The organism is Aeromonas sp. 603404 (assembly GCF_049171775.1).
GTDB classification, from domain to species: Bacteria; Pseudomonadota; Gammaproteobacteria; order Enterobacterales; family Aeromonadaceae; genus Aeromonas; species Aeromonas veronii_A.
On the sequence record NZ_JAAKPE010000009.1, the window covers coordinates 110,988 to 134,166 of the forward strand.

At 60.4% G+C, this 23,179-nt stretch carries 17 protein-coding genes and 1 riboswitch; of the genes, 4 read left to right on the top strand and 13 right to left on the bottom strand.

Features of this window, described 5'->3' with window-relative positions; translation table 11 throughout:
- Window positions 1–9: 9 nt before the first annotated feature.
- Both G5306_RS13425 and G5306_RS13430 read right to left on the bottom strand, forming a co-directional pair.
- Complete coding sequence (locus tag G5306_RS13425) at window positions 10–1,536, bottom strand: YjjI family glycine radical enzyme (RefSeq protein ID WP_376869329.1); 1,527 nt, start codon at window positions 1,534–1,536, stop codon at window positions 10–12.
- Window positions 1,537–1,700: 164 nt separating this feature from the next.
- The gene (locus G5306_RS13430) at window positions 1,701–2,180 is read right to left on the bottom strand and encodes a L,D-transpeptidase family protein (RefSeq protein WP_421312976.1); all 480 of its coding nucleotides are present in this window, start codon (window positions 2,178–2,180) and stop codon (window positions 1,701–1,703) included.
- Window positions 2,181–2,459: 279 nt separating this feature from the next.
- Between G5306_RS13430 and G5306_RS13435 the strand changes: the two genes are divergently transcribed.
- Window positions 2,460–5,627 (top strand): S41 family peptidase, encoded by a 3,168-nt coding sequence (locus G5306_RS13435; RefSeq protein ID WP_421312977.1) that lies wholly within the window; start codon window positions 2,460–2,462, stop codon window positions 5,625–5,627.
- Window positions 5,628–5,642: 15 nt separating this feature from the next.
- Here the strand turns inward: G5306_RS13435 and G5306_RS13440 are convergent, their stop codons facing one another.
- Window positions 5,643–6,935, bottom strand: a complete 1,293-nt coding sequence (locus G5306_RS13440) for a ferric reductase-like transmembrane domain-containing protein (protein ID WP_421312978.1) — start codon at window positions 6,933–6,935, stop codon at window positions 5,643–5,645.
- A 100-nt stretch (window positions 6,936–7,035) separates the two neighbouring features.
- On the opposite strand from G5306_RS13440, the gene G5306_RS13445 reads away from it, so the two are divergent.
- A complete protein-coding gene (locus G5306_RS13445; RefSeq protein WP_421236094.1) occupies window positions 7,036–7,473 on the top strand; it encodes a hypothetical protein in 438 nt (145 codons plus the stop codon).
- A gap of 99 nt (window positions 7,474–7,572) precedes the next feature.
- On the opposite strand, the gene G5306_RS13450 is transcribed toward G5306_RS13445, so the two are convergent.
- The 4 genes from G5306_RS13450 to G5306_RS13465 form a co-directional block, all read right to left on the bottom strand.
- Window positions 7,573–8,622 carry an HlyD family secretion protein gene (locus G5306_RS13450; RefSeq protein ID WP_216952122.1) on the bottom strand — a complete coding sequence of 350 codons (1,050 nt, stop codon included), beginning with the start codon at window positions 8,620–8,622 and terminating at the stop codon, window positions 7,573–7,575.
- Window positions 8,622–9,962: a glycosyltransferase family 2 protein gene (locus tag G5306_RS13455; protein WP_216952123.1), complete on the bottom strand. Its 1,341-nt coding sequence runs from the start codon at window positions 9,960–9,962 to the stop codon at window positions 8,622–8,624. The genes G5306_RS13450 and G5306_RS13455 overlap by 1 nt, the downstream gene beginning before the upstream one ends.
- Window positions 9,955–11,298: a diguanylate cyclase domain-containing protein gene (locus G5306_RS13460; RefSeq protein WP_216952124.1), complete on the bottom strand. Its 1,344-nt coding sequence runs from the start codon at window positions 11,296–11,298 to the stop codon at window positions 9,955–9,957. Before G5306_RS13460 ends, G5306_RS13455 begins: the two co-directional genes overlap by 8 nt.
- Before the next feature lie 621 nt (window positions 11,299–11,919).
- Complete coding sequence (locus G5306_RS13465) at window positions 11,920–13,764, bottom strand: M3 family metallopeptidase (RefSeq protein WP_216952125.1); 1,845 nt, start codon at window positions 13,762–13,764, stop codon at window positions 11,920–11,922.
- 273 nt (window positions 13,765–14,037) lie between these two features.
- Here G5306_RS13465 and G5306_RS13470 point away from each other — a divergent pair, with 273 nt between their 5' ends.
- Window positions 14,038–15,720, top strand: coding sequence for a methyl-accepting chemotaxis protein (locus tag G5306_RS13470; protein ID WP_216952126.1), 1,683 nt, complete (start codon window positions 14,038–14,040; stop codon window positions 15,718–15,720).
- A gap of 264 nt (window positions 15,721–15,984) precedes the next feature.
- A riboswitch (cyclic di-GMP riboswitch) is annotated at window positions 15,985–16,070 on the top strand.
- Window positions 16,071–16,135: 65 nt separating this feature from the next.
- Window positions 16,136–17,557, top strand: a complete 1,422-nt coding sequence (gene gbpA, locus G5306_RS13475) for an N-acetylglucosamine-binding protein GbpA (RefSeq protein ID WP_421312979.1) — start codon at window positions 16,136–16,138, stop codon at window positions 17,555–17,557.
- Between the two features lie 150 nt (window positions 17,558–17,707).
- Here gbpA and G5306_RS13480 read toward each other — a convergent pair whose 3' ends face one another.
- From G5306_RS13480 to cbl, 6 genes are all read right to left on the bottom strand, one after another.
- Window positions 17,708–18,544, bottom strand: coding sequence for a transporter substrate-binding domain-containing protein (locus G5306_RS13480; RefSeq protein WP_040067363.1), 837 nt, complete (start codon window positions 18,542–18,544; stop codon window positions 17,708–17,710).
- On the bottom strand, window positions 18,541–19,302 hold the full coding sequence (locus G5306_RS13485; protein WP_040067361.1) for an amino acid ABC transporter ATP-binding protein: 762 nt from the start codon (window positions 19,300–19,302) through the stop codon (window positions 18,541–18,543). Before G5306_RS13485 ends, G5306_RS13480 begins: the two co-directional genes overlap by 4 nt.
- The gene (locus G5306_RS13490; RefSeq protein WP_421312980.1) at window positions 19,299–19,961 is read right to left on the bottom strand and encodes an amino acid ABC transporter permease; all 663 of its coding nucleotides are present in this window, start codon (window positions 19,959–19,961) and stop codon (window positions 19,299–19,301) included. The genes G5306_RS13485 and G5306_RS13490 overlap by 4 nt, the downstream gene beginning before the upstream one ends.
- Before the next feature lie 92 nt (window positions 19,962–20,053).
- Window positions 20,054–20,719, bottom strand: a complete 666-nt coding sequence (locus tag G5306_RS13495) for an amino acid ABC transporter permease (protein ID WP_421312981.1) — start codon at window positions 20,717–20,719, stop codon at window positions 20,054–20,056.
- Window positions 20,716–21,927: a threonine synthase gene (locus tag G5306_RS13500; RefSeq protein WP_209297525.1), complete on the bottom strand. Its 1,212-nt coding sequence runs from the start codon at window positions 21,925–21,927 to the stop codon at window positions 20,716–20,718. The genes G5306_RS13495 and G5306_RS13500 overlap by 4 nt, the downstream gene beginning before the upstream one ends.
- A 195-nt stretch (window positions 21,928–22,122) precedes the next feature.
- Window positions 22,123–23,070, bottom strand: coding sequence for an HTH-type transcriptional regulator Cbl (gene cbl / locus G5306_RS13505; RefSeq protein ID WP_124242953.1), 948 nt, complete (start codon window positions 23,068–23,070; stop codon window positions 22,123–22,125).
- Window positions 23,071–23,179 lie beyond the last annotated feature (109 nt).

Sequence of the window (23,179 nt, forward strand, 5' to 3'; positions counted from 1 at the left end):
GGTGCGAACTCAATACTCGCCGATGGTCGATTCGTGGGCGACTACCCGCGGAGCCCGCTGACGAATGGCGGTCACTTCACTCGCCTCGGCACCGAGACAGGTGGTCTGCAAGCGCGATCCCTCCTCTGCGAAGCGAGCCACGTCGCTCTTGCGGATCATGTAGCCGGTCACCCGCACCAGATCGCTGTCGGCCACGTTGGCGGTGAACTCGCGCATGCCGATGGCGAGCGCCCCCTTGCAGAGCTGCAGCAGTGCCTGCGGGTTCTGGCGGATGGTGGGATCCAGCGTGAGGATCTCGCTGATCCCCGAATGGTAATAAGTGTGGTGCGGCGCCAGCGCCAGCACATGGCTGGCCGGATCCGGCTCCTGCCCGTAGGGGATGCGCACCCCGGGGGTGACTGCCACATCGATGCTGAGGCCACCTTGCGAGTGCAGCAGGGCGCGACCACCCCAGGCATGGGTTTGCGGCGTCGCAGTGACATATTCCGAGAGCTGGGCCGAGATGCGATAGCCAAGCTGGTTCGCCTCCTCGCCGTGACCATAGCGATCCGGCAGATTCTCTTTATCCATCAGGATATTGACCGCTTCCGCCATGCCGTAGATGCCGAACATGGGGACGAAGCGATCCTCATCCAGCAGCCCCTCTTTCACCAGGAAGCTGTTGAAGAAGCCGGACTCCTGATGCAAGAAAGCGGCCCGCGCTTCGATCAACTGGGAGGCCAGACGGCAGTAGTGGGGCAGCAGGCAGCCGAGGAAGTCATCGATCCCCTGGCACTGCTCGGCGACCCGCTTGAGGGAGATGCGCACCAGGGTATTGGCGCCACCGGCCTGCGGCAAGGCGTTGTAACAGCTGACGATGCCAAAACCACGCTGGTCAAAGGTATCGCGATGGATCGGGTAGTTGGCGATGTGCGGCTTGCTGCACTCGGCGATGTTCTTCACCGCCTGCAGCAGCAGGCTGTCCGGGGTCTGCTCCGGATCGTGGAAGAAGGTGAGGTTCGGCGCCACCTGCTTGAGCTCGTTGTCGATGCGCAGGATCAGGCGGCAGATGCGGTTGTCATCAGGCCCGATGTTGACGTGCATGAAGGCGTCCGGCAGCACCCGATCCAGATAGACCCAGAACCCCTTCAGCTTGCGATAGAGGGTCTCGTCATCCAGTTCGCCGACAAACGGCAACAGCAGATGGTCCAGCCGTCCCAGCCAGACCGGCATGCCGGTGACGGAGGGGACATGGTGATAGAGGATGCGCAGGGCGTTGAGCGCCTCGTCGAAATCCTGCGGCGCCGTCAGCTCCAGCCAGGCAGAGCCCTGAGTCAGGAATTTTTCATAGTCCGGCAGCACATAACGCGGCTTGTAGGGGGCATGCCCTTCGAACATGTCGCAGATAAATCCCTGCTCCATCGCCTCGGCGACTGCGGCAGGCAGGTCGGGGTAGGGCAACGCATTCTCGGCGGCCAGCGCCAGTGCGTGGCTCTTCTGAGCAGCGGAGAGATGGGGATCGCGCACGATGCGCTGACAGGTTTCGGTCAAAGACATGGGACACTCCTTCACGGACAGAGCACATATCCTCACCATTTGCAGGCTTTTTTTGAAGTGACATTCACAACAATGCGAATGTCTCAAAAAGACATCCGTTAAAGGGGATCACAACCAGAACAGAACGGGGGCCTTGTCTGCCGACAAGGCCCCCGTTGTGCGGATCAGGGCTCGATGATGATGGGCGTACCCGGGTCAATGGCATTCCAGAGCTCATCCATCTCGTGGTTAAGTACCGCAATACAACCGTTGGTCCAGTTGGAGGGCTGTACCCGACGGTTACCCATCCGGTTAAGCTGACCATGGATCATGATCATGCCACCCGGGTTCACCCCCAACTCATTGGCGCGCTTGATATCGTCCAGATTCGGGTAGTTGATATGTATCGCTTTATAAAAGCCGGAGTTGCTCTTCTTGTAATCCAGGGTGTAGCGCCCCTCCGGGGTACGTTGATCCCCTTCCCGCTGCTTGTGCCCCTTGGGCGCCGGGCCCAGTGCAACCCAGTAGCGCTTCAGTTCCTTGCCATCCTTCATCAGGGTGAGGCTGTAGGTAGACTTCTTGACCACCACCAAATCGGCTTTTTCGGTAAAGGCAAAACTCAATGCGGGCCAAAGCCCCAACAAACACAGTAATACGGCTCTCATTCCATCCCTCGACAAGCCTCTGGTGCGGGCTTTTCTTGTTACCAGATCATCTGAACGATGCCCGCCGAGCGGCGAGCGAGCGCCATGATATTGGATCGCCATCAATACTCAATATGCCCGGCAAAACATATCTTGCCGCAGCAAGGCCATCTTCCTTGAACGCCGTCATTTGACATTGGTAATTAACAGTTAAAACAACAAGATACAAAAAATTATCGCGCTGGCACCCGGGGCAATGATCGGCGAAGATAACACTCCACTCCCCGACAGGATCATGCCATGCGCTCTTCGTGCCGCCTCGCCACCCTGCTGTTCTCGCCACTCCTGCTCTGGCTGCCCGCCAGTGTCGCCGCCGATGCACTCTGGCTGCGCGAGCCAGCCCTCTCCCCCGATGGCAAGCAGCTTGCCTTCACCTGGCAGGGGCGCATTTTTGTCGCCAGTGCCGAGGGTGGCCCCGCCACGGCGCTCACCGGCAGCGACTACCTGAGCCAGCGGCCAATCTGGTCGCCGGATGGCAAACAACTCGCCTTTGCCACCAATCTCTACGGCAACGAAGATGTGTTCGTGGTACCCGCCAACGGCGGCGAGATGGTGCGCCTCACTCGCGATTCGCGCACCGATCTGCCGCAAGCCTTCAGCACCGATGGCAAACGACTGCTGCTGAGCAGCCAGCGCCTGGGCGCGCCCGATGCCGACCATTTTGTCGCGGAAGGCTACCAATGGGGCGAGCTCTACTGGACCCCGATCACCGGCGGCACCTTGCAGGCCGATCTGCCGCTGCCTGCGACCCTCGCCCGCCCCCACGGGGAGCGGATCGCCTATCAGATGCCCGCGGCGGATCAACCCTTTCGCAAGCATCAGCACTCGTTCGCGGTACCCCGTCTCTGGCTGTTTGATGGCAAGCAGCACAAGCAGCTGACCGAAGATCGGGTGGCGGCCACCGATCCGGTCTGGAGCGACAAGGGAGATACCCTCCTTTACCTGAGCGAGCGCAGCGGCGATTTCAACGTCTGGCGCCGGGATCTCGCCAGCGGCAAGGAGCAACAGCTGACCCACTATCAGGGCCATCCGGTGCGGGGGCTCAGCGCCTCTCGCAATGGCGATCTGGTCTGGTCATGGCTCGGTGAACTCTATCGCCTCGATGCCGGTAGCAGCGAGCCACGCAAGCTGACCCTCACCCCGCAAGTGGCAAGCACGCCGGATGAGGCTAGCGAGGCCCTGACCCTGGCAGACGAAGCGCTGGTCAGCGAAGAGGCGGATGAGCTGATCCTGGTGAGCGAGGGCAACCTGTTTGCCGTCGACCCCGAGCGGGAGCGGGTGCGTCAGCTGACCCGAGATCCGAGCGAGCAATCCAGCCCTCTCTTCGCCGAGCAGGGCCGCGCCCTCATCTATCTGTCGGAGCAGCAGGGGCACGCCGCCCTCTATCGCCTGCGCAAGGGGGACCCTGATCTGCTGTTCAGCGATCCCGGCACTTTGACCGAGAGTCTGCTGCTGGCGATTCCCGACAAGGGGATCAGCCGTCCGGTGCTCTCCCCCGATGGCAAACAGCTCGCATTCGTGGTGGATGGCCAGGCCATCCACCTGCTGGATCTGGCGAGCAACAAGCAGCGGGAGCTGGTGCCTGCCAGCTTCAACCCGTCGCGCCACGAGGTACATCTCGCCTTTGCCCCCGACTCACGCCATCTGGCGCTCACTTTCCGCCCCGATGCGGCAGAGCAGGAGATCGCGGTGATCGATACGGCCAATCCCAAGGCCAAACCGGTCAATGTCAGCCTCAACGGCTATCAGGATGGACAACCGGGCTGGAGTCAGGATGGCGCCATTCTCTACTGGCAATCGACCCGGTTTGGCGCACTGGGGCCCGATGGCGAACCCCTCGTCACCAACCTGCTCGGCATTTACAGCAGCCGCGCCGCCAGAGCCGATGCCATTGCCGAACTGGAGCCGCCGAAAGGGGGATACGGCTTTGAGAGCGATCGTCTCAACCATCGCGAAGCACTGCTGCTGCAACCCACCGGCACCCTGCTCGCCAGCCGCATCATCGGCGACCAGCTGATCTATCTGGTGGAGGAGATGGGGGTCAACAGCGAGAGCGAGATCAAGGGCTACAGCCAGGATCTGCGCAAGGGCAAAACCAGCGAACTGTTTGGCGAGCAGCCCGGCCCTGCGCTGGCAAGCCTCAACCAGCAGGGCACCCTGGCTACCCTGGTGCGGGATGGTGAGATCACCCGGATCCACCTCGACGCCGGCGAAGCCACCAGCGCCCCCTTCGCCTTGCAGCCCACCAGCCGCTGGCAGGAACGCATGACCGCCGCCTTCGATCAGATCGCCCGGCTCACCCGGGACGAGTTCTATCTGGACGATATGAACGGGGTAGATTGGGAGAGCTATGTCGCCGCTTACCGCCGCCTGCTGCCGGGCATCGGCAACCCGCGGGACTTTGGCAACCTGCTGGCGGAGCTGGCTGGCGAGCTCAATGTCTCCCACACCTGGGGCAGCGGCCCCGCCCCCTTCCCGCGCATGGCGGACGAGACCGCCAGCCTGGGCGCCTACTGGCAGGATGGCGAGCAAGGGGTGATGCTCACCGCTCTGCTCTCTGGCGGCCCGCTGGATCAGGAGAGCGATATCGCCCCGGGCGCCCGCCTGCTCGCCATCAACGGCGTCCCGATTGCCAATCTGGCCGAGCTGGATCAGGCCCTCAACCATCAGGCCGGTGCCCGGCTCGCCCTCACCTTCCAGCAGGAGGGCAACAAGCAAACTGACGAGGTAGTGCTCACCGCCATCGACAAGCAGCAGGAGTACCAGCTGCAACAGGATCGCTGGATTGAGAAACGGCGGGAGCTGGTGGCCAGCCTGAGCGGAGGACGGGTCGGCTACGTCTATCTGCCGGCAATGAATAGCGAGGTCTACGATGCGGTGGTGGCGGATGCCCTCGGCAGGCAGCGCAATCGCGAGGCGCTGATCGTCGATGTCCGCTTCAACAGCGGCGGCTATCTCGCCAATACCCTGGTGGAGTTTCTGACCGGCAGCGGCAGCACCAAGGGGATGGCCAGCAGTTGGCCCCGTCAGGGCAAGGGTGAAACCGACGCCGCCACTCGCCAGTGGACCAAGCCTTCGGTGGTGCTGGTCAACGCTGGCAGCTACTCGGAAGGCTCCGCCTTACCCGAGTACTACCGCACCCTCAAGGTCGGCCCCATCGTCGGCGATCCGGTGCCCGGCACCGGCACCATGGTCTACAGTCACGACTCCCGGCTGATCCCGGGCCTCTCCTACGGCATTCCGACCCTGGGGCTGCGCAAACCGGACGGCTCCTTCTACGAGAATCAGGAGCTGATCCCGGATCTGCAGGTGCCCCTCACTCCCGCCGACATGGTGGCCGGGCGCGACCCGCAACTGGAGGCGGCAGTACAGGCCGCCCTCAAGCAGTTGCCAGCCAGCGCCAAATAACGGCGCCCATCTAGCTCAACGAAAGCGAAACAGCTCGCGATGCAGATGCCCGTCCGGCAACAGCCGGGTCAGGGCATCTGCCATCCCCTCCGGCCCGCAAAACCACACTTGCTCGGGCGCATCCTGCGCGATGCGGGCCAGATCCAGCCGCCCGGCCGCCTTGTCCAGATGCAGCTGATAGCGCACGCCGGTGCGATGACAGAGCTCCGCCAACCGCCGATGGTAAACGGCCCCCGCCAGATCCGGCGCACACTGGATCAGGGTGATCCCCTCGCCCCGCTCGCCACGGGCAGCCAGCCCCTCCAGCCAGGCGACGAACGGCGTGATACCTATCCCGGCCCCCAGCCAGAGGGCTCGGCCTCCCCCTTGCGGGGCGACAAAGGCGCCATAGGGGCCGGTCACCACCACCCCATCCCCGACGCGAGCCTCTGCCACCAGCTGACGGGTATGATCCCCGAGCGCCCGTACCGCGATCACCAGCTGGCGCCGATCCGCCGACACCCGCACCAGGGTAAAGGGGTGCGGCCCCTCTTTGGCGTCAAATTCGAAAAAGGCAAACTGACCCGGGCGGTAATGGGCGAGCGGCCTCTCCAGCTGCATGGTCAGCTCGCAGGTGTGATCCGCCAGCCCCCGCACCGCAATGACACGGCCGGGATGGCGATCCCGCCCCCCCACTTGTCCCAGCAGGGAGTAGAGGGCCCCGATAACACCGATCCCGCCGATCAACCAGATCGCTACCCCCACCGGGGTCATGGCCCCAATCTGAGGCAGCAGGCAGAGCCCGTGTCCCCACCCCGCCAGATAGATGAGCGGCGCCAGCCGGTGGATCAGCCGAAAACGGCCATAACTCACCAGCGCCAGCAAGCTCACCACCACCAGCGCGATCAGCAGATAGAAACTCCACTCACCAAGGGTATTGCCAAGGGCATGGAGCGAGATGCCATTGCCTGTGCCAGCCCCAGCACCGCTGGCCCCACGCCGGGCGGGACGGCTCAGCCAACCCGCCGAGACCGCCCACTTGGGCGCCTCCACCACCAGCCAGTGGGCGGTCAGCGCCAATGCGCCACCGATGGCCGTCTGACGGTGCAATCGTAACATCCGGTCCAGACCGCCAAACCACGCCTCCAACTGCGGCAGGCGCAACGCCAGCAAAAGCGAAATGGCCATATAGGCCATCCCCAGCAGGCCCGTCAGCAGCAACATCTCATGGCGCCAGGGCCACACCCCGTTGGCGTCCCCCGCATAACCCAGCCACCAGACTCCAACCGCCAGCAGCGGCAACAGCCACCACATCCATTTATTCGTCATAACACGCACCCTGGTTCCATCGCGGCAGGGCCTCACCCCTGCTCATGGCTCCATTACAACCCCGTCCGGTCACAAGACTTTGCCAGAGGGGGAAGCTTGTGTGGCAATGTGTGACAAACGGCAACAGCAGAGGGGACTATCGGCCCCTCTGGTCACCCTTGTTGGCTCGCCCCTCTTCACAGGAGATGGCGCACAATCCACCTCTGCCGTGATTGACGACCTGCCAGAAAAAGGGATCAAATGGGGACGGTATATATCTGCGGCGAACAACCTGCTGCCCACTCTTCCGGACAAGGAGTCCCCCTTGCTTTCATCCACCGAACAACGCGTCTGCCCGAGTTGTCAGTGCGAGACCAACCATGTCGTAGTGCTGGTCGACAAATCCTATGGAAAAGAGGTGAAACCAGAGCAAAAGCGCACTGCATTTATCAAAGACTTCATTACCGGCTGGGCCGCCGGCCCCTTTCTGGCCAACATGGATCGCTTTGAACGACATGCCATCTGCGAGCATTGCGGAAATAAAGTCATTGATGAATGAAAAAGGGAGAGGCAATCGCGGGCTTCCATACACCAGCCACCTTTTATGGCCGAAACCCAAAAGAAGGCGTTGCGATTCAGGATCACAACGCCATAGATGTCAATCAAACAACACGGTCACCGGCAACCCTTCCACTTGAAGGTTCGGGGGTAATTTTTCATCCAGCGAGAGTGCGACCTTGAGGGTTGCTTTCTCCCCTTCAAACGGAGCGGCTAACTGAGCCGGCAACTTGTCCGCCAGCTCGACCTGTCTGGCGACCCTGGCAGCCAGACGCTCCCCGCTGGGCAGCTTGACGACAGCCTTGTGTCCAGGAGCCATTGAAGAGAGATATTTGGGCTGCACATAGGCTATCACCAGCGGGTCTTCTCGCTTCGAGATAAGTGCCAGAGGAGCCCCCGAGAATACCCAGTCCCCCTCCTGTACCAGCACATCTGAAACCTTGCCAGTCGCCGGAGCTCTTGGCTGTTGATGGTACGCCATCGCTTCCATCTCGGTCAGCTCCTGATCGAGCAAGTGACGAGCACTGGCTAGCGGTCCGGTCAGTTGGTCCTCACTGATTTGCAGTTCCTGCGCTATCTTCTCTGCCCTTGCCTTCTGCAGAGCTATGCGTGACTGAGTCCAATTCAGCAGGGCCGTTGCGTACTCTGCACTGGATACCAGCTTCTCTTTTTTATAACCGGCATACTCCTGATAGATGACCTCCTGCTCCCGGCTCCCCCGTTCGGCAATACCAATCTGTTCGTCCAGATTGCGCAAGATAGCCTGTTCAGCCTCAGCCTTGCTCAATTCGATGGCCGCTCTGCGCGCTTTTCGTTCCGCCATGTTGGCCTTGAGGGTTGGAGATTCGAACTGCATCAGGGCATCGCCTTGTGACACCCCCTGGCCGGGAGCTGTGTAGATGTGTCGAATAAAGCCATCCCCATTGGCAACAACCAGTTGCGGCTCGGTGGTAATGATGGCTGGCGCCTGGGTCAGCCACCACTCGCGCCCCAGATACCACAGCAGAATAATAACGGGACTGAATGCCAGTAACAGGATGAGATACCAGCGAGCCTTGAAGGCGACACGCTTGGCGGGGGCATACAATACCCGGATCCCTTCATCCGACGTGGCATCCTGCTTCTTGGGGGGATTGAATGTGACTTTCATCAGAATTTATTTCCTCGTTTTAATACCCACCAGGGGGCCATGCTGCTCTCTTCATGACCGCGCCGGAACATCTCATTCAACAGTGCGATGGCGCACCACAAGCGCATCAGCAAGGTGTACACCGGGTAAAGACACAACCATGGCAGCAGACGTAGATCTGCCTTCGGGCGTTCAGATATAGCCAGCAAAAACACGGCGAAATTAACCAGGGTAAGAAACAGGTAAACCAGATAGAGACAGATCATCAACGCAGCGACAAACTGCCCCGGATAGCTAAGCACCAACCACCAGCTATAACCCATGACCAGCAGGGGCAGCACCACGTTTTGCGCCACCCCGTAGATCAAGGTAAACAAAAAGGTCTTCCAGCCCAGAATACGCGGCGTCAGGGAGAGCTTGTGCTTGCGCAGATAGAGAAACAGCAGATCTCCATCCCAGCGTAAACGCTGCTTGGCAAGCGTGATCACGTCTGCGGGCGCATCGGTGTGACCGATGGCACGAGGGGCGAACCCTATCTTTAAAGCCGGATGGCGTTTGAGGTAATGCTTAATACGGACTGTCAGATCCAGATCTTCTGCGGTATGGGTATCCCACCCACCAATCTGGCGCAAAAAATCACGACGAAACGCACCGAAGGCTCCCGAGATATTGTTGATGAGGTTCCACTCGCTCAGTCCCGTCTTGCCCCCCTGCATGGAGATCATGTACTCAATGCTCTGCATCCGGGTCAGTACGCCATCGTTCAGATTTCGCACCCTTAATGCCCCTCCCACAGCAGGCACATCAGGATCATCGAAACAAGCCACGATCTCATCGATCATGTTGTTGTCAAAGGAGGTATCTCCGTCCGCGTTCATCACTATCTCGCCAGTCGCAGCGGAGAGACCGGCATTGAGAGTGGAGACCCGGCCTCCCCTCTGCCATTTCGGTAGCAGGACCAAACTTCTGTTCTCGCACCCCTCGAATTCACGAACACAATTGAGCGCAGCCTGATAGGTATGCGCGTTGGCCTTGGCGCCATCAATCACAGCAATGATTTCCATTTGACCGCGATAAAGCTGTTCCTTGAGCGTCAATATGGTGGAGCGGATCGCCTCACCTTCCCCATAACAGGTGATGATGCAAGACACTTTGGGACAGCGCCGAGCGCGCGGCAGTTCAGATGCCCTGGGAACCTGGCGCGCATACCATTTCAGGATCCCGGTCAACGTCAGCGCCATCAGTGGCACCTCCATCAACAGCAACATGGGCAACAGCAACAGAATCATCCGGGGAGAAAACTGGAGGCTACCCAGTATCTCTATCAGGATGTAGTGCACCGTATTCATCCACTCATGCATCCGGGCTATCTCCATCCAGCCACTGGCCGAGCCATACCGCTGTATCGTCGCCCAACAGGGCGGGCAAAGGTTGTACTTTCACCGCCAGCGTCAGAGCATCCAGTCCCTCGATGAGATTCAATGCCTGAATGCGCTCCTGCAGAATGCGCCAGTCGTCGGCATCCGTATGCGGCAACAGCAATAACAATCGGTCATCGGCATACTGGCAAACGACATCGGTATCACGGAATAGAGCTTGCAAACGGTTGAGCAGAGCGGCCAGTCGCTGCTGAGTCTTTAGCATGCCCAACTCGGCCCGCAACTCAGCCAGATGCTCAACCCGAATAGCCAGCAAGGTATGGCAGCCACCATGGCGTTGCAGCAAGCTGTTGTTCCATTGCAGCAACCAGGGGAAGTGCTCCATGGCCATAGGGGTACCCCAGGTCAACGGCAGATGCAGTTGTTGAGTTCCTTCCCGTGCGATGTGGCGGGCCAGCTTGCCGATGCGATATTCATAGATGGGCGCAACCACCAGATCATCGGGTTTGTGCGCCTGGCCACATTCATGGCAACGCGCCTGGACGGCAGCCTCCATAAAACGGGCATGGCATGACAAACAACGGAATTTCTCAAGGGGCCTGTCATAGTCAACACCGATGTGACGCAGAGTCGTGACGCACTTGGGACAACGCAGCACACCCTGTCGCATGAATGCATCCTGATCATCCACGTGCCCGCAGGTGAAGCAGTGCACAGCTGGCTTGGCCTGGATGGCGATATGAGCGCATTCGGGACACACATCGACAAAATTGAGATGTGCCGAGTTGCAACTGTGACAAAGACGTACCCGGTCCACCAGCTGCTCACTCTGCAATAAACGCTCTGCAACCAGCTGCGGGAGGGCATCCCCTGCTTCGCTGCCCAGCAGGCAATCCAGCAGGGGATAGCTGTACCCCTGACGGCAACCAGCCTGCCAACGTGGCAACAAGCGAAAATGGGAGCGAGGCCAGCTGTACCAAGCCAGCTTTTCCATGTCATCCGGATGCTCTCGAGGGGTCAACAACGCCAACCGTTCAAGCATGTCAGAGGCCCGTTCATCCAGCTGTGTCAGGAGACCGTCGGCCAACATGGGAGAGAGCGGGCTCTTTACAACACAAAATACCGGCTGCAAATAGCGTATCGGGTCACGCCGCACAGCCTGCAATACCCTGTCCTGCTCATCTGCAGGCAGGTTGAGCAGTAATACCGGCTGCTGCAATGGATCCCAGCAGGACAGATCGAGAAGTGGCAAGGCAACACGATCCACCGAGCCTCCCAGCAGCGCAATCTGACCGGGGTGTTCACTCGTGCTCATCATGGGGAAATAACCTCTTTCCATTCACTGACAAATAGATACCAAGCCAATAAAACGGACCCGCCTGTTGTCATGCATCGGCAGACTCAGGCAATGTCGCGAGATGCGCATTGCCCTGCACGGACAGCACAACAGCAGTGTCAACGTTATCGACGGATAGCATGAAGCAGGCGAACGCGCAGAAAGAGTTGAGAGCTGACGCCATTTTCATGTGCGGCTCAGCCATCTCGGGGGGAAGAGATCTGAAGCTTTCCGAGCCCGACTCACATCGGGGGTGGCAAGGTGGGCGATTTTGCAGTTGTGGACAATTTAGTCAACCCGGAAAGATGAGAATAACTAGCAGATAGTTGAATGGATCAATCTTTATGCACAAAGATGACTACAAAAAGCACTATTAACAGAAAAGACAAAAGAGCGTAACTCAGTGAATCTACTATCTTGCAGCCTGCAATTCCTATTCATGTTCATATGAATACATATCTGATGGCAAAATGCGGACCCAATCGGCAAGGCGACAAACTATGTCGCGCACCTGCCAATAATATGGCAGCGTCTGCCACGGTTACGACAACGAATAACCATGAAAAGCACAGCTCCCGGCCTGATCACCGGGAGCTGTGCGGATTATTCGGCTGAAACCGGTTGGTAATGGTTGACGATCCACGCCTCGAAGTCGGCCAGCATGCGGGTTTCCGACTCGTTGTTGTCGGCGATAAGCTCGGCGCCGTGGACCACCCGGATATGGGCATCGAGCGGGCTTCCCTCGCCAGCCGCGGGGCGCTGCTGGGCTGCGGCCATGCAGGCTTGCGCCTGTTGCCACGCCTCAGCGGCGCTCAGGTTGCACGCCTCGGCCAGAGGCACGGCACTGAAGCCTTCACCAGTCAGGCTGCGCAGGGTCTCATCATGAGTCATGCCGTTGCCCGGCCCCCAGTAGTGGGCGGCCAGATCCGGCCCGATGCGCGGGTTGTCGGTGAGGTAGCCATCGCGCTTGAGGAAGTAAGCGCGGGTCTGCTCCACCGCCATCAGCGCCAGCAGGTAGCCGTGATAGGCGCAGGCCGACTCCTGATTAAGGAGGTGCGGAATGGCCAGCAGCGGGCGCGGGCTCTCGACACCGAGGATCTTGCGCTCCCACTTGCGGGCCAGCGCCAGCACAGCCTCGGGAGTACGTTCAGCCTCATCCATGGCGTAGAGATCCCGCTCGAAGTAGGCCACCAGCGCGATCTGACGTTCGTTAAAAGCGCGAAACGGCTGACGGGCGGCGATCATCTCCTTGATAAGCGCATCGGGGATCGCCTCTCCTGCCGCATTTCTGGCGTAGCGTTTGAGCCAGTCGGCATCGTCCAGCAGGCTGTCGCAGAACATCGACTGGGTCTCGGCATAAGCCATAGAGGTGGGCGGAAACTCCTGTGAGAAGCAGGGGGCATTGCCGGTGACATTGGCAAAATGCGCGGCGTGGCCCCCCTCGTGGAACAGGGTGTTGAGCCCGCTCCAGCCGCTGCCCACCTGCGCCGGATCGGCCAGGCTGGTGAAATTGACCACCGCAGGTATCCACTCCCCCTGCTGGAAGAAGCTCGGCACCGGGCCGTGGCAGAAGCCGTTCTCGTATTTCCCCTCCCGGGTCAGCAAGTCCAGGGTGAGGGTCGCCCCGCGATACTGGATGCCGAGACGACGGAAGCTCTCGACCCAATCCTTCAGCGCCCGCGAGAAGGGCACATAAGGATCGAGCTGGCGGGTTACATCACCACTGATGGCGTAGCGCAGGTTATGGGGCATCAGGGCCGCCTCCCCCTTGGCCGCTTTCAGCTCGGCAAGGCTTTGCTGCAGCCGGGCGTCGGTGCGGGAAATGAAGTCGTCGAGAATGGAGAACAACTGCTCCGGGCTCATCTGCTCGTTCTTGCGCACCTTGTAATCGAAGTAGTCGCGATAGCCCATGGCTCTGGCAAAGCGGTTGCGCAGCGCCACCACCTCGAGAAAACCATTGCCGACCACCCACTGCTCCAGGGTGTGGAACATGGCGAGCGCGCTCTGGCGCACCGCCTCGCTCGGGCTGGCGGCAAGGGAGGTACTGGCGGCGGGTAGGCTACCAGCCACCTGCTGGCCATGCTCATCCAGCAGGGTCAGTTTCAGCCCCTTGCGGCGGGCGAACAGCGCCGCCTCGGCAGCCACCAGCTCATCCATCAGGGCGGCAGCGGCGGGATCTTCAATCACATTGCACTCGAAGAAGGCGATCCAGCCTTGCAGACCGCGCTTGATATCATCCTCGTCGGCCTGCGCCAGCATCTCCCGCAATTCGGGCAGACGGGCCGGATTGGCGCAAAAAGCCTTGTAGGCCTGCTCGGCCGCGGTAAAACCGGCCTGATCGTCGCTGGTGCCCATATAGGTGGACCAGAAGAGATCCTCCTTGCGCCTGTGTACCTGCAGATAGTCGGCGTTGAGCTGGTTGAAGTAATTCCTGGCAATGGAACTCATAAATTCCCTCTTGTTATGGGGTCACCCGCAGCGGGGCCCACTCCTTTTTTAGTGAAATGCCAAATGATTCACACTCTTTGGCAAAAATTGCGCAGGGATGCGCCTGAACACGCTACCAAAAAATGGGGAGTGCTGTCTGCTGGCTATACTGTTGTCAAAACGCTCATTTAAGGGCGCGCGACCACTGGTTAATAGTAAATAAGTTGTTACATCAAGCAATTGGCTGCCGCAGTAACGAGCCATAGAAAATCAACAGGGAATGAGGGTTTCGTCATGTTCAAGCTCGGTGATATCACCGTGAGCCGCAAATTGTTTTTGCTGCTCACGTTGGCGTTTGTCGGTTTTGTCTCGCTGCTGTTCATCTCGGCCAACGCGCTCCAGCGCAATCTGATGAGTGAGCGAGAGGCGCGGCTCAATGCGGTATTAAGCCAGGCCATGAGCCAGATCCAGTTTCTGGCCAGCACCCTGCCTATGGAGCAGGCGCAGCAAGAGGCACGCAAGCTGCTGACCAATATGCGCTTTGACGACAACAACTATCTGTTCGTGATCAATGAGAACCGCCAGATGCTGGTGCACCCCATCCGGCCGGAGCTGGTCGGCCAGACCATGGGGGAAGGAACAGGTGCCACCGCCGGGCAGTTCTGGCTGCAGATGGTCGATATTGCCAAGGGAGGCAAACAGGGCACCCTGCAATATGTCTGGAGCGGCCCATCGGGCGAAACTGCTGACAAGCTCTCCATGGTGTCAGGCTATCAACCCTGGGGCTGGATCCTCGGTTCCGGCATGCTGCTGCAGGATATCCAGCAGACCATCTGGGCCCAGTACATGAAGATGGGTAGCGCCACCGCCATTGTGACCCTACTGATGGGGCTGCTGGGCTGGCGCATCACCCGCTCCATCGTCTCCCCCCTCAACCAGATCAACAACGCCATGCAACGGGTCGCCCAGGGGGATCTGGTGGTGAGCATCCCGGTACATGGCAAGGATGAGCTGGGCATGGTCGCCCGCTGTACCAATCAGAGTCTCGATGCCATTCGTCACGCCCTGCTGGAGGCCAGTCTGGGTGCCCGCAACGTGGCCGATGCAGCCCTGCGCATCGCCGCCTCCGCCGAGCAAACCAATCAGGCGGTGAGCAGCCAGCGGGATCAGCTGGCCCAGCTCGCCACAGCCATGAACGAGATGAGCGCCACCATCTCCGATGTGGCCGGGCATGCCGAAAATACCGCGCGGGATACCCAGGAAGCGACCGGAGAAGCTGGCCTCGGCAACCGTGACGTTCACGCCAGTGTGCACGGCATCAAGGCGCTGGCTACCGAGGTGGAGCAGGCCACCCTGCAGGTCAACCAGCTCAAAGAGGGGGTCATGCAGATCGGTGAAGTGACCGCCGTCATCAGCTCCATCTCGGATCAGACCAATCTGCTGGCTCTCAACGCCGCCATAGAGGCCGCCCGTGCTGGCGAGCAGGGGCGTGGCTTTGCCGTAGTCGCCGATGAAGTGCGCCAGCTGGCCAGTCGTACCCGCCAGTCCACCGAAGAGATCCAGAGCACCATCGCCCAGTTGCAGCAACGGGCCGTCACTGCTGCCAATGCCATGGATGCCAGCCGAAAACTGGCCGAAAGCAGCGTCAACCAGTCACAACAAGCGGGTCAGGATCTCACTCTGATCGTCAACCATATCCAGCATGTGAGCGACATGGCGACCCAGATCGCTACCGCCGCCGAACAGCAGAGCATGGTGGCCGAGGATATGAATCGCAACGTCAGCGGCATCAACGACTCGGCGCTCGAGATGTCCCAGTCCGCCTCGCAACTGGCGCAGGAGAGCGAACTGCTGGCCGGTCTCTCCCGCAGCCTGGATGAGCGGCTTGCGGTGTTCAAACTGGGCAAGGAGTCCAGCAAGACTCCTATGATGCCAACTCTACATCACTCCAATAGCGAGCAGCGCGCCCGCCATTGATGGCGTCAATCCGTGTCGCCTTGTCACTCGACCTGCCAGCTCGGCTGGCAGGTTTTTTTACGCCGACAACACGCAATCAGCATGCACCTTATCGGCATATTCAACGGTATTCGACGCCATTCACAAATTAGAGAACAATTTAAAAACAGTCAGTTAGAATGATCCATGTGCCGTTGAACGGTGCATTTAAACATTCAACTTCAAATAATTAATCAATGCGGTGCACAATGCTGATGGCCGAACATTTGGCCCATCACTAACCATCTAGTCATTTGGCAAACTGACCGAAAGGTCGGGACGCAAAGCCTCCGGTCTACAGACGTTTTGTCCAGGATAGCGGGGTTGCCACACGCAAGTGTGCATCGGGGAACTCCCTGGCCAACTGACTGCCCACATCTATCGAACAGAGGAATGTATGGCAGCAAAAATCCAACTCAATCACATCGCAGCGGTGCTGGCCCTGCTTGCCAGCGGCAGCGCCCTGGCTCATGGCTACATCAACCAGCCAGAGAGTCGCAACTACCTGTGCAAAACCGGTGGCAATAGCCAGTGTGGCGGCGTGCAGTGGGAACCCCAGAGCGTGGAGGGCCCTTCCGGCTTCCCGCAAACCGGCCCGCAGGATGGACAAATCGCCTCGGCGGGCAGCCCGCGCTGGAGCGAGCTGAACATCCAGACCAGCGACCGCTGGACCAAGCGTGAAGTACAGCCCGGCCCCTTCGCCATTAGCTGGACCTTCACTGCCAACCACGTCACCCGCAACTGGCGCTACTACCTCACCAAGCAGGACTGGAACCCCAACCAGCCGCTCACCCGTGCCTCGTTTGACCTTAATCCCTTCTGCGTCATCGATGGCAACATGGTACAGCCGCCCAAGCAGGTGACCCACAACTGTATCCTGCCGGAGCGCACCGGTTATCAGGTGATCCTCGGCGTGTGGGAAGTGGGCGACACCAGCAACAGCTTCTACAACATCATCGATGCCAAGTTCAAAGATGGTAGCCAGCCGCCGCTGGAGTGGAGCCAGGCAGGCACCATCTACCCCTCCATCGACCTCGCGGTGGGTGACAAGGCGATGACCCGAGTATTCGATGCCAACGGCGAGCGCCCCGAGCTGCAGACCGTACTGACCATCACCACCGCCGAGCAGGGCCAGAAGAACAGCTGGGCCCACGCCCTCGCCAGCAAGATCAACGCCGAGCAGAGCCTGATCCGCGCCGGTCAGCAAGGAGCCGATGGCCAGTTCAATCCGGTCTACGGTATGAACCCCGTCTATCTGAAGCGAAACAGCAAGCTGGAACGAGTCGAGATTGACCTGCAACAGCTGCAACCGCCGGTAGTGGACAGCATCAGCGTCAGCGGTCTGGCCAGCGACTATGTGCTGGACAACGGCAAGGCAACCCTCGATTTCACCGTCACCGCACAGGGCGATCTGGCCGTCACCAACACCCTCTATGACCACGGTGGCGTCGCCAAGGGGGAAAGCAGTGCCGACATCAAGGACAGCAGCCACACCTTTACCATGGCGCTGGAAGGGCTCAAGGCAGGTCACCACCAGCTGGTGATCAAGGGCACTCCGAAAGCGGGTGGCGAGACCATCCAGCAGACCATGGACCTGATGTTCAAGGAGCAGAGCAGCGGCGAATACGACTTCGTCTTCCCGAACTCGCTCAAATCCTATGCCGCCGGCACCAAGGTGCAGCAGCCGAAAAATGGCAAGGTCTATCAGTGCAAGCCCTTCCCCTACAGCGGCTACTGCCAGCAGTGGACCACCACAGCCACCCAGTACGAGCCGGGCATCGGCTCCCACTGGCAGATGGCGTGGGATGAAGTGCACTAACCCACGCTTGGGCACATAAAAAAGGGCGTCCTCTCTAGCAGGGGACGCCCGGAAAAATCAAACCTTGCGGTTTGCATACCAACGGAACCAAGACCTCACTCTTCACTTACTTCACACACTCAACACACTCTTCAAAACAGGGTTTGTCCATTAACCCTGCCATTTTCCTCCTTCGACAATCACATCATTCGGATCGGTATCAGGGCTCAGCTTGTCACGCACATACTGGTCATAGAGTTTCAGCAGGTACTTCTCCTCACCCAGCTTGGCGAGACGGTCGTTGACCCAGTCACGCAGCTCGATATTGCCCTTCTTCACCGCCGGGGCGATGGGATCTTCCGAGCCCAGTTTTTCGGGCAATACCCGATAGCCCGGGTTCTCCTTGGCCCAGCTGAACAGCACCAGGTTGTCCTGGGCATAGGCGTCACCACGGCCCTGCGCCAGCGCCTGCAAAGATTCGGTATTCTTCTCGAACTTGAGCACCTTCCACTCCGGGTGGTTGCGGGTCAGCCAGATGTCGGCCGTGGTGCCGGTGGTCACGATCAGGGTCTTGCTGGCCAGATCGTCGAGCTTCTTGGCCGGGCTCCCTTCCGGCACCAGCACCTGTACCGCCACTCGCAGGTTCGGGTTGGTGAAATCCACCACCTCGCGCCGCTCCGGGGTCACCGTCATATTGGCGAGGATCAGATCCACCTTGTCGCTCTGCAGGAAGGGGATACGGCTGGCTGGCTCCACCGCCACGAACTCGATCTTGTTCTCGTCCCCCAGCAGATCCTTGGCGAAGCGGCGGCCGAGGTCGGTATCAAAACCGACGTAGTTGCCCTTCTCGTCCACGTAGCCAAACGGCGGCTTGTCGGTGAAGACGCCGACGATGAGCTTGTCCCGCGCCTTGATCTTGTCGAGGGAACCGTCCGCCGCATGGGCGGCGCCGCTGGCGATACCCAGTCCCAATAAGGCACTAAGCAGAACCGAGGTGATTTTTTTCATGCTGACTCCTTTCGTTTGATGACATTTGTATAAGAAAACTTGGCGAGGAACTGGCGCGCACGCTGGCTCCTAGGATTGTCGAAAAATTGGTGGGGCGCGGCCTGCTCAAGAATGTGGCCGCCATCCATGAAGACGATGCGATCCGCCACCGCCCGGGCGAAGGCCAGCTCGTGGGTGACGATAAGCAGGGTCATGCCGCTGCCGGCGAGATCGCGGATCACCTCCAGCACCTCCTGCACCATCTCGGGGTCGAGGGCGGCGGTTACCTCGTCAAACAGCATCACCTGCGGGTTCATGCACAGCGCCCGCACGATGGCGATGCGCTGCTGCTGGCCGCCGGAAAGCTGGCGCGGATAGTCATGGCGCCGCTCCCACAGGCCGATGCGGGTCAGCAGCTGCTCGGCTTGCAGCAGCGCCTCTGCCCGCTCCCGCTTTTGCACCTGCAGGGGGCCAAGCAGCACATTTTCCAGCACCGTCAGGTTGGGGAAGAGGTGATAGCTCTGGAACACCATGCCAATCCGCTGGCGCACCCGTTGCCAGTCGGTGGCACCATCCAGCAGCACACCATCGAAGCGGATCTCGCCCCCCTGAATGGGCTCGAGCCCGTTGAGAGTGCGCAGCAATGTGCTCTTGCCGCAGCCGCTTGGCCCCAGGATGACGATCACCTCCCCGGCGCGCACGCTGAGGCTGATCCGATCCAGCACCAGATTCGGGCCGAACTGTTTACTGACAGAACCGAGTTCAAGCAGAGGTGTCATACCGCATTACCCCATTGTTGCTCCAGCCGGCGCGAGGCGAGCGAGAGCGGATAGCAGACCAGAAAAAAGAACAGAAACAGCAGACCGTAAATAAGCAGCGAGCCATAGGTGCGCTCGATTATCTGCTGGCCCACCTTGATCACCTCCACCACCCCGATCAGCACCGCCAGCGAACTGGTCTTGATGATGCGGGTGTAGATGTTGATGGTCGGCGGCGTCAGCCGCTGCAACGCCTGCGGCAGCAACACATGGCGATAGAGCTGCCAGGTCGAAAGCCCGAGCGCCAAGCCGGCCTCCAGCTGACCACGGGCGAGGGAGTTGAGGCCACCGCGCACCACCTCTCCCACCTCGCTGGCGCCCCAGAGGGCGAGTACCAGCACGGCGCACCAGAAGGCCGGAATATCGAGGCCGAAAAAGATCGGCAACCCGAAGAAAATGAGATAGAGCCACACCAGCACCGGCACTACCCGAAACAGCTCGAGATAAAGCCGCAGCAGACCCCGCACCAACCGGCCGCCCTGTTGTGCCAACACGCCGTAAGCGACACCGCCGAGGGTGGCAAGCAGGATGGCCAGTAGCGAGATAGCGAGGGTCTGACCCGCGCCCACCGCCAGCTGTGGCAGCGCCTGCGTCAGCTGCTCAGGAACGGAATTGACCATATTGAGCCCTCCTTTCCTGCGCCTCGGTGGCGAATGACTGCGGCAGCTGGAAGATAAGTGCCCACATCGGGATCCTCGCCTGCATCAGCGATTCAGTGACCGAACTGACCATGTTGCAGCCTCCTTTCAACGACGCGCAGAGCGAGGGAGAGCGGCAGGAAGATCAGCACGCACATCAATGTCAGCACCGCCAGCATCTCGTAGGTCTTGTAGTAGAGGGCGATGTAATTCTTGGTGGTGTAGAGCAGCTCTGGCACCGCCACCGCCGAGGCCACCGTCGTCTCCTTGAGCAGGAAGATGAAGTTGGCAAACAGCGCGGGCAGGCTGGCGAGCCAGGCCTGGGGCAACTGCACGTGGCGCAGCAGTTGCCAGCGAGAAAGCCCGATAGCCCTACCAGCCTCCAGCTGACTGGCGGGCACCGCCTGAATGCCTGCACGCAGCGCCTCGGTCAGATAACCACCGCCGAGGAAGGTCATGGCAATCACCGCTGTGGTAAAACCCGACAGCGACAAACCGAGCGCAGGCAGCCCGAAATAGAGGAAGAAGAGCTGGATAAGCAGCGGCGTGTTGCGAGCCAGCTCGACATATCCGCGGATCAGCGAGCTGAGCGGCCGCTTGTGCAGGCTCAACAGGGCGACGTTGAGCAGGGCGACCGCCAGCGAAGTGAGGATCACTGTGGCTCCCAGTTGCAAGGTGACCCAGACCGCCTTGCCGAAGGCGGGCAGCGTCGTGAGGATGAAGGGCAGATCCAGATTCATGCCGGGATCCTCCCGTCACGCTGCAGACGCTGGGGCAGCACAGTGATCGCATCCGGGTACTTGATGCCGGCACCGGTATTGAGCACGACAACCTGTTCCTGCTCCCGGATCCAGCCCGCCTCGCGCAGTTGACGAGCGGCAGCAAACGCGGCGGCCCCTTCCGGGCAGACAAAGCTCCCTTCGCGAGAAGCAAGCAGGCGGATCTCGCTCTGGATCGCCTTGTCATCCACCGCGATGGCGCAACCCTCGGTGCGATAGAGGGCGTCCAGCACCAGAAAATCCCCCAGCGCCTTGGGTACATTGATGCCGAACGCCAGCGTCCGGGAGTCGGGCCAGAAGCTCGACTCGGCGGCTCTCTGTTGCCACGCCTGTACGATGGGCGCGCAACCGCTCGCCTGCACGGCCACCAGCCGGGGTAGGTCCCCCTTGACCCAGCCCAACTCCTGCAGCTCGCGCAGCCCCTTGTAGATACCGATAAGGCCGACCCCGCCACCGGTGGGATAGATGATCACATCCGGCAGGGTCCAGCCCAGCTGTTCGGCAATCTCCAGCCCCATGGTCTTCTTGCCCTCAATCCGGTAGGGCTCCTTCAGGGTTGAGGCATCAAACAGGGCGTGCTCCGCCACCGCCTGCGCCACCTGGCGACCGGCATCGCTGATCAGGCCATCCACCAGATAGAGACGGGAGCCGGCGAGGGAGGTCTCCAGTCGGGTGATGGCGGGGGCGGCCTGCGGCATAACGATGGTGCTGCGCAGTCCGGCGCGGGCACCGTAGAGCGCCCATGCAGCCCCTGCGTTACCGTTGGTCGGCATGGCGAAGTGAGTGACGCCGAGTTCACGCGCGCGGGAGATGCCCACCGCCGCGCCACGAGCCTTGAAGGAGCCGGTGGGGATGACGCTCTCGTCCTTCATCCAGAGATCCGGAATACCGATCTGCTTGCCCAGCGTGGGCAGCCGTAGCAGCGGGGTAAGCCCCTCCCCCAACGTCACAACATGGGAGGGATCCCGCACCGGCAGCAACTCGTGATAACGCCACAGGCTGGCCGGGCGACCCGACAATGCCGCCGGGTGCCAGGCTCGCTTCAGCGCATCGAGATCGTAGCTGGCCAGCAGTGGTGCACCCGCCCGGCTCAGTTGCCAGGGCTGGTCGGCATCATGGATCTCGCCACTCTTGCTGCAACGCAGATGTGATAGGTAGCTATACGGCATGCTTTATCCTGAATGGATCGACTTTGGTCAGTCACTTATTCCATCCTGCAATCCAAGTACCGGATAACAAACAAAATTAACTGGCAAACCTAAGTGAAAAAATTCATATGAAGCCGTTTGTTTTCGCTGGCAATCTCATCTGCCAGCAATAAAGAAGGGGAGCCATTGGCTCCCCTTCTGCTCTTCTCTTCCGATTCAAATCTGGAAGTCGATGGCAGGCTCGCTGCCCATGGCGCGGGCCTGAATATCCGCCAGCGCCAGCTCGGGGTTGCAGAGCTGGATAAACTGCCAGGCAAAGTTGTGCTGGAACTGCCCCTGCTTGAGGCCAATCCAGGCGGTGTGGGGGGCAAACAGATGGCTGCCGTCGAGCTGTACCAGCCCCTGATCACGCTGGCCGTCGAACGCCATGTCGGCCAGTATGCCGACCCCCATCTCCAGCTCGACATAGGTCTTGATGACATCGGAGTCCTGCGCCGTCAACAGGATCTGCGGCTCGATACCAGCCGCAGCAAAGGCTTCATCCACCCGCACCCGCCCGGTCAACCCGGCTTGATAGGTGACGATGGGCCAGTTGGCCAGCGCCGCCAGCGTCAGATCCCGCTCGCCTGCCAGCGGATGTTGCTCGGGCACCACGATGTTGTGGTGCCAGCGGTAGTAGGGGAATGCCACCACCCCTTCGCTCTTGTCGAGCTGCTCGCTGCTGATGCCGATATCCACCTCGCCGGTCTGCACCAGCCGCACTATCTCCTCCGGGCTGCCCTGACGCAGCTCCAGCTGTACCAGCGGGAACTGCTCGCGAAACGCCTTCACCACCCGCGGCAAGGCATAGCGCGCCTGGGTATGGGTGGTCGCCACCAGCAAACGGCCCGAGTCGCGGTTGGCAAAGGTGCTGGCCAGTTTGCGGATGTTGTTGGCGTCATTGAGAATGCGCTCGGCGATCACCAGCAACTCCTTGCCCGGCTCGGTCATGCCGAGCAGCCGCTTGCCGTAGCGGATGAACAACTCGATCCCCAGCTCCTCTTCCAGCTCGCGGATATGGCGACTCACCCCGGATTGCGAGGTAAAAAGGGCGTTGGCCACCTCGGTCAGGTTGTAATCCCGCCGCGCTGCCTCCCGGATAATTCGTAACTGCTGAAAATTCACCTTGTCGCCTCCTGCGAAGAGTGGGTGACACAAGCTGGTCACCCCCTCATTTTTGTTATTTGGCCGGATCATGCCCCGGCAGAGCACCTGAATCCGGATGGCCATGCCG

What these genes read in the sequence shown, in the direction of transcription:
- G5306_RS13465 (WP_216952125.1), bottom strand. Translation starts at nt 13,764, where the DNA reads ATGAGTTCCATTGCCAGGAATTACTTCAACCAGCTCAACGCCGACTAT.
- G5306_RS13490 (WP_421312980.1), bottom strand. Translation starts at nt 19,961, where the DNA reads ATGGTCAATTCCGTTCCTGAGCAGCTGACGCAGGCGCTGCCACAGCTG.
- G5306_RS13435 (WP_421312977.1), top strand. Translation starts at nt 2,460, where the DNA reads ATGCGCTCTTCGTGCCGCCTCGCCACCCTGCTGTTCTCGCCACTCCTG.
- G5306_RS13455 (WP_216952123.1), bottom strand. Translation starts at nt 9,962, where the DNA reads ATGCATGAGTGGATGAATACGGTGCACTACATCCTGATAGAGATACTG.
- G5306_RS13495 (WP_421312981.1), bottom strand. Translation starts at nt 20,719, where the DNA reads ATGAATCTGGATCTGCCCTTCATCCTCACGACGCTGCCCGCCTTCGGC.
- G5306_RS13430 (WP_421312976.1), bottom strand. Translation starts at nt 2,180, where the DNA reads ATGAGAGCCGTATTACTGTGTTTGTTGGGGCTTTGGCCCGCATTGAGT.
- gbpA (WP_421312979.1), top strand. Translation starts at nt 16,136, where the DNA reads ATGGCAGCAAAAATCCAACTCAATCACATCGCAGCGGTGCTGGCCCTG.
- G5306_RS13460 (WP_216952124.1), bottom strand. Translation starts at nt 11,298, where the DNA reads ATGATGAGCACGAGTGAACACCCCGGTCAGATTGCGCTGCTGGGAGGC.
- G5306_RS13450 (WP_216952122.1), bottom strand. Translation starts at nt 8,622, where the DNA reads ATGAAAGTCACATTCAATCCCCCCAAGAAGCAGGATGCCACGTCGGAT.
- G5306_RS13485 (WP_040067361.1), bottom strand. Translation starts at nt 19,302, where the DNA reads ATGACACCTCTGCTTGAACTCGGTTCTGTCAGTAAACAGTTCGGCCCG.
- G5306_RS13500 (WP_209297525.1), bottom strand. Translation starts at nt 21,927, where the DNA reads ATGCCGTATAGCTACCTATCACATCTGCGTTGCAGCAAGAGTGGCGAG.
- G5306_RS13440 (WP_421312978.1), bottom strand. Translation starts at nt 6,935, where the DNA reads ATGACGAATAAATGGATGTGGTGGCTGTTGCCGCTGCTGGCGGTTGGA.
- G5306_RS13480 (WP_040067363.1), bottom strand. Translation starts at nt 18,544, where the DNA reads ATGAAAAAAATCACCTCGGTTCTGCTTAGTGCCTTATTGGGACTGGGT.
- G5306_RS13470 (WP_216952126.1), top strand. Translation starts at nt 14,038, where the DNA reads ATGTTCAAGCTCGGTGATATCACCGTGAGCCGCAAATTGTTTTTGCTG.
- G5306_RS13425 (WP_376869329.1), bottom strand. Translation starts at nt 1,536, where the DNA reads ATGTCTTTGACCGAAACCTGTCAGCGCATCGTGCGCGATCCCCATCTC.